At 66.9% G+C, this 12,835-nt stretch carries 10 protein-coding genes; 2 read left to right on the top strand and 8 right to left on the bottom strand.

What is annotated here, in order from left to right; translation table 11 throughout:
• Positions 1 to 326: 326 nt before the first annotated feature.
• Both DID99_RS34970 and DID99_RS34965 read right to left on the bottom strand, forming a co-directional pair.
• A complete protein-coding gene (locus DID99_RS34970) occupies positions 327 to 1,163 on the bottom strand; it encodes an alpha/beta fold hydrolase (protein WP_124668577.1) in 837 nt (278 codons plus the stop codon).
• A 329-nt stretch (positions 1,164 to 1,492) separates the two neighbouring features.
• Positions 1,493 to 2,326: an oxidoreductase gene (locus tag DID99_RS34965; RefSeq protein WP_124668576.1), complete on the bottom strand. Its 834-nt coding sequence runs from the start codon at positions 2,324 to 2,326 to the stop codon at positions 1,493 to 1,495.
• Between the two features lie 94 nt (positions 2,327 to 2,420).
• Here DID99_RS34965 and DID99_RS34960 point away from each other — a divergent pair, with 94 nt between their 5' ends.
• Positions 2,421 to 3,392, top strand: a complete 972-nt coding sequence (locus DID99_RS34960) for an AraC family transcriptional regulator (protein WP_124572148.1) — start codon at positions 2,421 to 2,423, stop codon at positions 3,390 to 3,392.
• A gap of 57 nt (positions 3,393 to 3,449) precedes the next feature.
• Here DID99_RS34960 and DID99_RS34955 read toward each other — a convergent pair whose 3' ends face one another.
• Complete coding sequence (locus tag DID99_RS34955) at positions 3,450 to 4,139, bottom strand: CoA pyrophosphatase (protein ID WP_260444766.1); 690 nt, start codon at positions 4,137 to 4,139, stop codon at positions 3,450 to 3,452.
• A gap of 334 nt (positions 4,140 to 4,473) precedes the next feature.
• Between DID99_RS34955 and DID99_RS34950 the strand changes: the two genes are divergently transcribed.
• On the top strand, positions 4,474 to 5,334 hold the full coding sequence (locus tag DID99_RS34950; RefSeq protein WP_124668578.1) for a PhzF family phenazine biosynthesis protein: 861 nt from the start codon (positions 4,474 to 4,476) through the stop codon (positions 5,332 to 5,334).
• Positions 5,335 to 5,510: 176 nt separating this feature from the next.
• On the opposite strand, the gene DID99_RS34945 is transcribed toward DID99_RS34950, so the two are convergent.
• The 5 genes from DID99_RS34945 to DID99_RS34925 form a co-directional block, all read right to left on the bottom strand.
• Positions 5,511 to 9,032 (bottom strand): pyruvate carboxylase, encoded by a 3,522-nt coding sequence (locus DID99_RS34945; protein ID WP_124668574.1) that lies wholly within the window; start codon positions 9,030 to 9,032, stop codon positions 5,511 to 5,513.
• A 277-nt stretch (positions 9,033 to 9,309) separates the two neighbouring features.
• Positions 9,310 to 9,444, bottom strand: a complete 135-nt coding sequence (locus DID99_RS38125; RefSeq protein ID WP_260426335.1) for a hypothetical protein — start codon at positions 9,442 to 9,444, stop codon at positions 9,310 to 9,312.
• A gap of 686 nt (positions 9,445 to 10,130) precedes the next feature.
• On the bottom strand, positions 10,131 to 10,985 hold the full coding sequence (locus DID99_RS34935; RefSeq protein WP_124668573.1) for a 3-hydroxybutyryl-CoA dehydrogenase: 855 nt from the start codon (positions 10,983 to 10,985) through the stop codon (positions 10,131 to 10,133).
• Between the two features lie 38 nt (positions 10,986 to 11,023).
• Positions 11,024 to 12,217, bottom strand: a complete 1,194-nt coding sequence (gene bktB / locus DID99_RS34930; protein ID WP_044848466.1) for a beta-ketothiolase BktB — start codon at positions 12,215 to 12,217, stop codon at positions 11,024 to 11,026.
• 48 nt (positions 12,218 to 12,265) lie between these two features.
• Positions 12,266 to 12,835: 4Fe-4S dicluster domain-containing protein (locus DID99_RS34925; RefSeq protein WP_185733864.1), on the bottom strand; the 570-nt coding region annotated here is incomplete at its 5' end.

Genomic DNA, 12,835 nt, shown 5'->3' with positions numbered 1-12,835 from the left:
GGCGGGGGGCGGGGGGCGGCGGCGGGGCGGGGGGGGGGGGGGGGGGGGGGGGGGGCGCGCGGGGGGGGGGCAGCGGGCGGTGGGCGGTGGGCAGCGGGCAGCGGGCAGCGGGCAGCGGGCAGCGGGCAGCGGCTGCAATCGTGCGGTACATCGAGGGGGAACGGTAGCGAGCCGGACGCTACGCTGCGCCGTGGCGACTTCGCTGTGTCGTGCCGGCAGCATCGTTCCGCGTAGCCGGTCAAACCCGCCGGCGAAGCGGAAGGAGGCTGGCCGGCATCACCGGCCAGCGCGGCGCAGCCCGCGAGAACGGGCTTGCGCCGCCAGCGTTACGACTGGACGAAGGCCAGCAGGTCGGCGTTCAGCACATCGGCGTTGATCGTCAGCATCCCGTGCGAATAGCCCGGATACGTCTTCAGCGTGCCGTTCTTCAGCAGCTTGACCGACTTCAGCGCCGAATCGGCAATCGGCACGATCTGGTCGTCTTCGCCGTGCAACACGAGCGTCGGCACCGAGATCGACCGCAGGTCTTCGGTCTGGTCCGTTTCCGAGAACGCCTTGATGCCTTCGTAGTGCGCCTTCGCGCTGCCGATCATGCCCTGGCGCCACCAGTTCTGGATCACGCCCGGATGCACCGTCGCGCCCGGCCGGTTGAAGCCGTAGAACGGGCCCGACGGCACGTCGAGGAAGAACTGCGCGCGATTGTCGGCAAGCGCCTTGCGGAAGCCGTCGAAGACCTCGAGCGGCAGGCCTTCCGGGTTCGCGTCGGTCTTCAGCATCAGCGGCGGCACCGCGCTGACCAGCACCGCCTTCGCGACGCGGCCTGCCGGCTCGCCGTGGCGGGCCACGTAGCGCGCGACTTCGCCGCCGCCGGTCGAGTGGCCGATATGGACCGCGTTGCGCAGGTCGAGCGCTTCGGCCACCGCGAACGCGTCCGCCGCGTAGTGATCCATGTCGTGGCCGTCGGAAACCTGCGCCGACCGGCCGTGGCCGCGACGATCGTGCGCGACCACGCGATAGCCCTTCTGAACGAAGAACAGCAGCTGGGCATCCCAGTCGTCGGAAGACAGCGGCCAGCCGTGGTGGAACATGATCGGCTGCGCATCCTTCGGGCCCCAGTCCTTGTAGAAGATGTCGACGCTGTCCTTCGTGGTGATGTAAGGCATGGCTTCAGGCTCCTTTGGGGTAGGTGAACGTCACGTGCCGGCCGGCCACCCGGGCGGATGTCGGTGTCGAACTGCGGCGCGGCGGCACACCGCGCCGGTCGATGCGGCACCTGAGTGTTGTAGCGGAAAACCGCGACCGTGTCATGAAGCCAATTGCATACCGCCGTGTATCGGTTCTCCGCGGGCAACGACGATGTGTGCGCGAACTACCATGCCGCGTTCGTCACCGGTCCGGACGGGCACAACCTCGCAGCGGCGTGCTCGCATCCCGAGACTTGACCATTCAACGCAACTAACCGAGCGATTTCGCACGCCCCGACCCTCGTGCCTCAACCGTCCGTCGACACGGTCACCGCCTCCCACGCGCGCATGTCGTCTTCCAGCGCCGACCATTTGGCGCGCACGAGCCGAAGCGCATCGCTGCCGAGCAACAGATGGGCCGGCGGATGGTCCGCCTCGATGACCGCGAGCATGGCACGCGCGGCCTTCGCGGGATCGCCCAACTGACGGCCGCTGTTCTCCTCGCGCGCGTGACGGATCGGCTCGAAGAGCGCGTCGTAATCGGCGATCGAGCGCGGCGTGCGCGTCATCGAGCGGCCGGCCCAGTCGGTGCGGAACGAGCCCGGCGCCACGGCGGTCACCGCGATGCCGAACGGCTCGAGCTCCTTGCCGAGCGTGTCGGAAATCCCTTCCAGCGCGAACTTGCTGCCGCAGTAATAGGCAATGCCGGGCATCGTGATGTGGCCGCCCATCGACGTCATGTTCAGGATGCGGCCGCGCCGGCGTGCGCGCATGAACGGCACGACGGCCTTCATCATCGCGACGGCGCCGAATACGTTCACGTCGAACTGTCGGCGCATCTCCGACAGCGGCGACTCCTCCATGATGCCTTCGTGCCCGTAACCGGCGTTGTTCACCAGCACGTCGACGGGCCCGACGCTCGACTCGATCTCCGCGACGACGCCGTCGATGCGCTCGAAGTCGGTCACGTCGAGCACGCGCCCGATGGCCGCATGCGGGGACAGCGCTTCGAACGCCCGCTTCGCCGCTTCGCTTCTCACGGTGCCGACCACCGTATGACCCGCGGCCAGCGCCGCTTGTGCGAGCGCGCGGCCGAAGCCGCTGCTGACGCCGGTGATGAGCATGATAGTGCCGGATGCCATGTGAGCTTCTCCCGAATGTCGATCGAAGCATGCATACTAGTCTGACGATCCACGTAACCTAAGCCCGGTTCCGCTGATTTTCTTGCATAAAACTATGAGCACCGCGCCCTCTTCGTCCCGATCGCCGCAGCTGCCCGCGCGCAGCCGCCAACACCTGATCGCGTTGCTGCATGCATTGGCGCCGGACGAAGGCTACAACCTGACCGCACTGCCGAGCGTGCGCATCCTGCGCTCGAACCGCGCGCTGTCGCGCACGCCGGTGCTGTACGACCCGGGCATCGTGATCGTCTGCCAGGGCAGCAAGCGCGGCTATTTCGGCGGCGAACGCTACCTGTACGACGAGGCCCACTACCTGGCCGTCTCGGTGCCCGTCCCGTTCAGCATGGAAACCGACGCAACGGCGGCGCACCCGCTGCTCGCGCTGTATCTGCACCTCGATTTCCCGATGGCCGCCGAACTGGCCGCGCAGATCGACCGCGAAGGGATCGCCGAACCCGTGCAGGCGCCGAGAAGCATGATGTCGACGCCGATGGACGACGCGATGCAGGCGACCGTGCTGCGTTTCGTCGAAGCGCTGCACCGGCCGCTCGAAGCGGCGGTGCTCGGTCGCGGGTTGCTGCGCGAACTGTATTTCCGCGTGCTCACCGGCGCGCAGGGCAGCGCCATGCGCAACGCGCTGGCGATGCGCGGACAGTTCGGCCGGATCGGCCGTTCGCTGCGCCTGATCCACGCCGACTACGCGCAATCGCTCGACGTCGCGCAACTGGCCGCGGAAGCCGGCATGAGCGTGCCGAGCTTCCATAGCCACTTCAAGGCGATCACGCAGGTGTCGCCGATGCAGTACCTGAAGTCGACGCGGTTGCATCAGGCGCGCTTGCTGATGGTGCGCCAGGACCTGACCGCAGAGGCGGCCGGCCATGCGGTCGGTTATGCGAGCCCGTCGCAGTTCAGCCGGGAATTCAAGCGGCTGTTCGGGCTCACGCCCGCGCAGGAGACGAAGCGCATGCGTGCGCAGTTCGCGATTCCGGCGGCGTTCGAGGATGCGGTGTTCGTGTCGTCACACTGAGCGACGCGCCGCGAGCGGCACGCGTGACTCGGCGGGCCCGAGGCCCCGTGCGTGAAGCTAGTCGGTACGTGCATACTCTCCGCCCGCGGCATCGCGCACCAGACCCGCCAGCGATTTCAGGATGAACGCGGTCACGCCCCAGATGTCCTGCGTCTGATCCGCCCAGTACCAGGCGCCGGCGCGTTCGCCGTCGCCGTATTGCCGCGGCAGATCGGGATTCAGCAGCGTCGAAAACGGAAACTCGAAAATCGCCTCGACTTCAGCGGGTGCGGCTTCCCATGCGGCTGTTTCCGACACGAAGCCGATCACGGGAAAAATGGCGTGATTGCGCTTTCTCGTTTTATGAATCGGCAGGCTTCCGATCATCCGCACCGCATCGGGCGCGAGGCCGATTTCCTCGAACGCCTCGCGCAGCGCAGTCGCGCCGATGCTGGTGTCCGATTCCGCCGGACGTCCGCCGGGGAAACTCACGTGCGACGAGTATTCGCTGAGCCCCGACGATCGCTTGGTCAGCAGGATCGTCGGCTCGCGCCGCGCGACGATCGCGACCAGGACAGCGGAGAATTTCCACGGTCGGTCGTTGTCCGCGAGGTAGAGCTGCGCCGTGGGCCACGGCGTGTCGGCCGGGATCAGCAGGTGTTCCACGCCGCGTGCGAGCGCGTCCAGCATGGTTTGCGGCGAAGCGGTGCCCGCCGATGCGTTCGCGAGTCCACCCCCGGTTTTCAGGTGGCTTCCGTCGGATGCCATGTCTTCCTCCTGCATGCAGGATGCTGCAAGCGTTGAGCGACACTGAACCCGACCTGTGTTGCATGGGCACGGCGTCGTTGTGTTTGAACCGGACGGTTCCGGATTCGCAGGCGGCCGTCTGCTCCGGCGAAAAAATTGGCGCGATCGTTGCGAAAATTCGCGTGGCCGGGCCGAAGCGGAGAACCCTGATGATGCACGAAAATTGAAATGCCGAGCGACCGCGCATCGATCGATGCGCTCGGTCCGGCAGAATGCAGGATCGTGCCGAAGCATCCCGACATCCGGGCGATGCTCGCGCGCCCCGACCAGCACGCCCCTCTCACACGAGATCGAGATGACCCAGTACGCGTTCCGCCTGCTCAATGTATTCGCCGAATCCACCTTCGGCGGCAATCCGCTATGTGTGTTCGAAGATGCGCGCGGCATGGACGACGCGACCATGCAGGCACTGGCCGTGCAATTCAACCTGTCGGAAACGACGTTCGTGCTGCCGTCGGCGCATGCGCATGCCCGCGTGCGCATCTTCACGCCCGGCCATGAAATGGCGTTCGCGGGCCACCCGACGCTCGGTACCGCGCATGTCGTGCGCGACCTGCTGAAGGCAGGCGACACACTCGCACTCGAATTCAAGGCCGGCGTGGTCGACGTCAAAGCCGGCGACGACGTGTGGACGTTCACCGCCCCGCACGCGGGCATGCCGAAAACGGCGCCTTGCGCGTTGCCCGATACCGATACGGCGGCCATGCTGGGACTGACGACGGACGATTTTCTCGCGCCGCCGCTTTGGGTCGACACCGGCGCGGACCAACTGCTGGTCGCCGTCAAGAACCCCGCCGCCGTGCGCCGCGCCCGGCCCGATAGCGCCCTCCTCGATATCTGGCCGACCAGCAGCCTCGGTCGAAAGACCGCCTATGTGTTCGCGTTCGACCCGCATCGTCCCGGGAAAGTGGTCTCCCGCTATTTCTTTGCGAAACAGGGCGGCGGGATTTTCGAAGACCCGGGCACGGGGTCGGCCTGCGCGAATCTCGGCGGCTGGCTGCTTGCGGCCCATCACGCGCTGCCCGCCGCGTTTGAGGTCGAACAGGGCGAAGCCGTCGGCCGGCCTTGCCTGCTGCGGTTGTCGGTCAGCTCGAACGGTGAAATCAGCGTCGGCGGTCGCGTGGTCGAGCTCGGACGCGGCGTCATCAACGTCTAGACGCAACGACCTGCGACGCCGGACGCGCGCGCGACACGCCGCCATCCATGCGTCGAGCGCGCGTGGTGGGGGAACCGCAGCGCTTCCATCGCACGCTCGCGCATCTGGCCGAACGGTTCGCGATCCTCGCGGCTGCACCCGATCGGCTTCGCGAATACGACCGGGCGCGGCAACCGTCATTGCGCCGGGTCTTTCAGCTCGATCAGCAGATCCTTCGCCGCGACTCGCTCGCCCGGCTTCACATGCACGGCCGCGATCTCGCAGTCGCGCTCCGCCGCGATGTGCGTTTCCATCTTCATCGCCTCGAGCGCGATCAGCGTCGTGCCGGCCGACACACGCTGCCCCGGCTGCACGGCGACCGTGACCACCGAGCCCGGCATCGGCGCGGCGACATGCAGCGGATTGGCCGGATCGGCACGCTGCAGGCCATGACGCTCCTTGCCCGCCTGCACGACGCTCTTCTGCTCGACCAGCGCGGAACGCGACTGGCCGTTCAGTTCGAACAGCACCTTCACGATGCCGTCCTGCGCGTCGGCGTGCTGGCCCTGCAGCGACACGAGCAGCGTCTTGCCCGGCTCGATGTCGATCGCCACTTCTTCCTGCGGCTGCAGCCCGTACAGGAACGCCGGCGTCGGCACGACCGACGTGTCGCTGTAGGCGCAAACGTGCGCGTAATAGTCGACCGTCTGCTTCGGATACATCAGGTAGGACGCGAGCTGCCGGTCGTCCAGCGGGCGTTCGCACGCGGTCTCGGCCTGCTTGCGTGCCGCGTCGAAGTCGACCGGCGCAAGCTGGTCGCCGGGACGATACGGCGCCGGCGGTTCGCTCTTGAGCACCTTGCGCGACAGGTCCGCCGGGAAGCCGTCGGGCGGGAAACCCAGCTCGCCCTTGAACAGCGACACGACCGACTCGGGGAACGCGATGTCCTTGTCCGGATTGCGCACGTCGTCCACGCCGAGGTCGTTCGCGACCATCATCAGCGCCATGTCGCCGACCACCTTCGACGTCGGCGTGACCTTCACGATGTCGCCGAACAGGCGATTGACGTCCGCATACGCACGCGACACCTCGGTCCAGCGATGATCGATGCCGAGCGAGCGCGCCTGCTCGCGCAGGTTCGTGTACTGGCCGCCGGGCATCTCGTGACGGTAGACGTCGGCCGTGCCCGCGCGAATCTCCGATTCGAACGGCGCGTAATAACGGCGCACGCCTTCCCAGTACATCGACGCTTCGTGCAGGCGGTCCTGATCCAGCCCGGAATCGCGTTCGCTGCCGGCCAGCGCCGCCGCGATACTCGACAGGTTCGGCTGCGACGTGAGCCCGCTCATCGCGTCGAGCGCGCCGTCCACCGCGTCGCAGCCCGCACCGACCGCCGCGAGCACCGACGCCGCGGCGATCCCGCTCGTGTCGTGCGTATGGAAATGCACCGGCAGCCCGGTTTCTTCCTTGAGCGCCTTCACGAGTGTCGCGACCGCCTGCGGGCGGCAGATGCCGGCCATGTCCTTGATGCCGAGCACGTGCACGCCGGCCCGCTGCAGCTCGCGCGCGATGCCGACGTAATACTTGAGGTCGTATTTAGAGCGCGACGTGTCGAACAGGTCGCCGGTGTAGCAGATCGCGCCTTCGCACAGCATCCCGCTCTCGCCGACCGCATCGATCGCCACGCGCATGTTGCGCACCCAGTTCAGCGAATCGAACACGCGGAACACGTCGACGCCCGCGCTCGCGGCCTGCTGCACGAAGAAGCGCACGACGTTGTCCGCGTAGTTCGTGTAGCCGACCGCGTTCGAGCCGCGCAGCAGCATCTGGAACAGGATGTTCGGCACGCGCTCGCGCAGCAGCGCGAGCCGCTCCCACGGATCTTCCTTCAGGAAGCGCAGCGCGACGTCGAAGGTCGCGCCGCCCCAGCATTCGAGCGAGAACAGCTGCGACAGCTCGCGTGCGTAGAACGGCGCGATCGGCAGCATGTCGGCCGTGCGCATGCGCGTCGCGAACAGCGACTGGTGCGCATCGCGCATCGTCGTGTCGGTCAGCAGCACCTGCTTCTGGTCGAGCATCCAGCGCGCGAACTTCTCGGGGCCGAGCTCGCGCAGTCGATCGCGCGTGCCGGCCGGAATCGCCACCGCCGTATCGACCTTCGGCAACACGGGTTTCGGCAGCGGCAATGCCGGCAGCGTGCGGCCGCTCATCTCGGCGTTGCCGTTCACGTTCAGCTCGCCGAGATAGCGCAGCAGCTTCGTCGCGCGATCGCCGCGCTTCGCGAATGCGAGCAGCTCCGGCGTCCTGTCGATGAAGCGCGTCGTCACGTCGCCCGCGATGAAGGCCGGGTGATTGATCACGTTCTCGAGGAACTGCAGGTTCGACGTGACGCCGCGAATCCGGAACTCGCGCAGCGCGCGATCCATCCGGTGGATCGATTCGGCGGCCGTCGGCGCCCAGGTCGTCACCTTGACCAGCAGCGAGTCGTAGTACGGCGTGATCACCGCGCCGCCATAGGCAGTGCCGGCGTCGAGCCGCACACCGAAGCCCGCCGCGCTGCGATAGGCCGTGAGCCGCCCGTAGTCGGGCAGGAAGTCGTTCTCCGGGTCCTCGGTCGTGATCCGGCATTGCAACGCGTTGCCATTCAGCGGAATCGCCTGCTGCTCCGGCACGCCGGCCGCGCGCGCGACGAGCGCACCCTCGCCGTCCGTCGCGTCCTCCGCGAGGCCGATCCGGCCGCCTTCGGTGATGCGGATCTGCGCCTTCACGATGTCGATGCCGGTGATCATCTCGGTCACCGTATGCTCGACCTGGATACGCGGGTTCACCTCGATGAAATAGAACTGGCCGGTGTCGGCGTCCATCAGGAATTCGACGGTGCCTGCATGCGTATAACCAACCGCGCGCATCAAGCGCAGCGCCGATTCGCACAGCGCCTGCCGGCCCGCGTCGTCGAGATACGGCGCCGGCGCGCGCTCGACCACCTTCTGGTTGCGCCGCTGCACCGTGCAGTCGCGCTCGTACAGGTGCACGACCGTGCCGTGCAGGTCGCCGAGCACCTGCACCTCGACGTGCCGCGCATTGCGCACGAGCTTCTCGACATACACCTCGTCGTTGCCGAACGCGGCCAGCGCCTCGCGGCGAGCGACAGGCAGCAGTGTTTCGAGGTCCTGATCGCTTTCCAGTACGCGCATGCCGCGCCCGCCGCCGCCCCAGCTCGCCTTCAGCATCAGCGGATAGCCGACTTCCGCGGCCAGCGCGCGGCATGCGTCGAGATCGTCCGGCAGCGGCGCGGTCGCGGGCATCACGGGCACGCCGGCGGCGATCGCCGCATTGCGCGCGGCCACCTTGTTGCCGAGCGTGCGCATCACGTCCGGCGACGGGCCGATCCAGCGGATGCCGGCGTCGATCACGGCCTGCGCGAAATCGGGGTTCTCCGACAGGAAGCCGTAGCCGGGATGGATCGCGTCGACCTTAGCCTGCCGCGCGACACGCAGGATGTCGTCGATGTCGAGATACGCGGCGAGCGGCTTCTTGCCTTCGCCGATCAGGTAGCTCTCGTCCGCCTTGAAGCGATGCAGCGCGAGGCGGTCTTCCTTCGAATACACCGCCACCGTACGCATGTTCAGTTCGGCGGCGGCACGCATCACGCGGATCGAGATTTCCGAGCGGTTCGCGATCAGGATGGACTGGATGGGGGTAGGCGTCACGGCGGCCATGGATAGTGAATGGTTGAATTGAGTTCGCCGACGCGCCGTGCTCCGCCCGCCTGCTTCATTGGGCGGCGTGCGGATCGTCGCGTCGGTCATTCGCGGTGCATCGTCGCGGCTTGCGCCAGTCGACATGTTCGCCAGATCGCCGGATGATCGCTATCGACATCGCGACGACGAATAGCATCCAGCCGACCAACCGGAAATCAGGGTCCGGCTCGCCGGCCGGTCCGCTCGTCGATCGAACCAGGGCGAGCCCGTGGCATGAACCGCGCTCGCGACAGGATCAATCGCGGTGATCGAACAGCGGTGCGTGATCCATCCAGTCGTAGCCGGCCGTTCCCTTTGCCCACGCCCAGTTCGTATCGCGGCGGCGTTCACCGGACGATTCGCGCGTCGGCGCGGATCGATCTGCTTCCACCGCGCGTTCGCGCGCAACGCGACGCGCATCGTTCCCGGAAACCGTGTTTCGTTTGCCGTAGCCAGTCATTGCATTCACCTTACGATTGAAAAGCGGGTCGCCTCGAACTGTGCGGTTCGTTTCGTCAGGAAAGAACGGTCGGACGAGAGGACATCGAACATGTCGTCTCGTAAAGGCAAAAAGCAGGCCACATCGAATATCGAACGGGCGGCGTTGATGGACGGGGCTCGGGCGCGCAGGCCGGCCTCGTACCGGCTCAGATATGGAATCGAAGTTTCAATTCTGAAATCCCGCGAGCTGGGACCGGTCAGCCGAGCGGACCGATGGGCCAGGAGAAGTCAACGTCAATCGGGCCCGCATCGCACACCGCTGAGAAAGGATCCGAAATCGCCCTCCCGACGCGTCTCGCCTCCATCAGATCCCGTGCGCGCTCAACCGCGCGCCGTACCAGCGCGAGAACCGGTCGACGTAAGCCTCGGGGATCGGAAAGAACACGCGCGGCGCGTACGCCGGGTCCCGGGTGCTTGCGTGCGCGATTTCGACGGGGTGCTTGTCGTAAAGCTCGTGATGTTCAAACGTACCCTGCCCCGGGATCCCGGGATCTCGCGGTGCTCGACGCACAAGCGCACCGCCAAAAGCACGCGGCCGCCCGAAGGCGGCCGCGCGAAGAGGCACTGATGCGCCGCTTACTTGCTGTAGTCGTACACCCCACGCCCCGTCTTGCGCCCCAGCCGCCCTGCCGACACCATCTCGCGCAGCAGCGGGCACGCACGGTACTTCGTGTCGCCGAAGTCCTTCAGGAACACGTCCATCACCGCGAGACACACGTCGAGCCCGACGAGGTCGGCCAGCGCGAGCGGCCCGATCGGATGGTTCGCGCCGAGCTTCATCCCCGCGTCGATCTCCTCGGCCGACGCGATGCCTTCGGCCAGCACGAAGAACGCTTCGTTGATCATCGGCACGAGGATCCGGTTCACGACGAAGCCCGGCGCGTTGCGCACGCCGATCGGCGACTTGTCGAAACGCTCGGTCAGCGCGCGCACCGCCGACGCGGTCGCGTCGCTCGTCTGCAGCCCGCGGATGATCTCGACGAGCGGCATCAGCGGCACCGGGTTGAAGAAGTGCATGCCGACGAAGCGCGACGGATCGGCGAGCAGCGCCGCGAGCGACGTGATCGAGATCGACGACGTGTTGGTCGCGATGATCGTGTCGGGCCGCGCGACCGACTCGATCTGCTTCAGGATGCGGCTCTTCAGCTCGACGTTCTCGGTCGCGGCTTCGATCACGATGTCGACCGCGGCGAGCTTCGCGTAGTCGGTCGACGTCGTGATGCGCGCGAGCGCGGCGTCGCGTGCGCCGGCGTCGAGCTTGTCCTTCGACACGAGCCGCTCGAGGCTGCCCTTCAGCGCGGCGACGCCCTTCTCGAGTGCCGCGTCGCTGACGTCGATCATCACGACGTTGAGTCCTGCAACGGCCGCGGTTTGCGCGATGCCGTTGCCCATGGTTCCGGCGCCCACGACGCCGACGGTTTCGATTGCCATGACGATTCCTGTGTATTCGGGTGCTGAGCGGTCGATTATCAGATGTTCTCGAAGATCGCCGCAATCCCCTGGCCGCCGCCGATACACATCGTCACGAGCGCGTAACGCCCGCCGATGCGCTTCAGCTCGTACAGCGCCTTGACCGTGATCAATGCGCCGGTCGCGCCGATCGGGTGACCGAGCGAAATGCCCGAGCCGTTCGGGTTGACCTTGGCCGGATCGAGACCAAGCTCCTGCGTGACCGCGCACGCCTGCGCGGCGAACGCCTCGTTCGCCTCGATCACGTCGAGATCGGTGATCTTCAGGCCCGCGCGCTCGAGCGCCTTCTGCGTGGCCGGCACCGGGCCGATGCCCATGTACGCCGGATCGACGCCCGCGTGCGCGTACGCGACGAGACGCGCGAGCGGCTTCACGCCCTGCGCGCGCGCGGCATCCGCGCTCATCATCAGCACCGCGGCGGCCGCATCGTTGATCCCCGACGCATTACCGGCGGTCACCGTGCCGTCCTCCTTCACGAACACCGGCTTCAGCTTCGTGAAGTCGTCCGGGCCGGCGTCGTGACGCACGTGCTCGTCGGTGTCGAACGCGACCTCGCCCTTCTTCGTGCGGATCGAGATCGGCAGGATCTGGTCCTTGAAGCGGCCTTCGGCGATCGCGCGCGCCGCGCGACGATGCGATTCGAGCGCGAGCGCATCCTGCGCATCACGCGAAATGCCGTACTTTTTGGCGACGTTCTCTGCGGTCACGCCCATGTGGATCGTCTGGAACGGGTCGTGCAGCGCGCCGAGCATCATGTCGACGAGCTTTGCGTCGCCCATGCGCTGGCCGAAGCGCGCGGCCGGCACCGTGTACGGCGCGCGGCTCATGTTCTCCGAGCCGCCGCCGATCGCGACGTCGGCGTCGCCGAGCATGATCGTCTGCGCGGCCGACACGATCGCCTGCAGGCCGGAGCCGCACAGGCGGTTCACGGTGAGCGCCGGCGTGTGCTGCGCGACGCCGCCGTTGATCGCCGCGACGCGCGCGAGATACATGTCCTTCGGCTCGGTGTTCACGACGTGGCCGAACACGACATGCCCGACCGCATCGCCCGGCACGTTCGCGCGCGACAGCACTTCGCTCACGACCTTCGCGCCGAGATCGGTCGGCGAGAAATCCTTCAGGCTCCCGCCGAAATCGCCGATCGCGGTACGGACACCGCTCACCACCACGACTTCCTTCGCTGCATTGCTCATCGTCTCACTCCGGTTCGTTCGCGCCCGCGGGCGCGGGGCTGCGTTGCGTTACATGTTCGGATAATTCGGCCCGCCGCCGCCTTCCGGCGTGACCCACACGATGTTCTGCGTCGGGTCCTTGATGTCGCAGGTCTTGCAGTGCACGCAGTTCTGCGCGTTGATCTGCAAGCGATCTTCGTTGCTGTCGTTCTTGACGAACTCGTAGACGCCGGCCGGACAGAAGCGCGCTTCCGGGCCCGCATACGTGCGCAGGTTCACGCTCACCGGCACGCCCGCATCCTTCAGCGTCAGGTGCGCCGGCTGGTGTTCCTCGTGGTTCGTATTCGAGATGAACACCGACGACAACCGGTCGAACGTCAGCTTGCCGTCCGGCTTCGGGTACTCGATCGGCGTGCATTGCGATGCCGGCTTCAGCATCTCGTGGTCCGCATGCTTGTGATGCAGTGTCCACGGCACGTTGCCGCCCATCACCCTCTGTTCCAGCCCGACCATCAGCGTGCCGAGGTAGAGACCCTTCGCCATCCACTGCTTGAAGTTGCGTGCGCGGTACAGCTCCGTGTACAGCCACGATTGCCTGAAGGCGTCCGGGTACGCGTTGAGCTCATCGCTCTGGCGACC

This window comes from Burkholderia sp. Bp8986 (assembly GCF_003854225.1).
Classification (GTDB): Bacteria; Pseudomonadota; Gammaproteobacteria; order Burkholderiales; family Burkholderiaceae; genus Burkholderia.
This window is presented reverse-complemented; position numbering and strand designations above follow the sequence as displayed.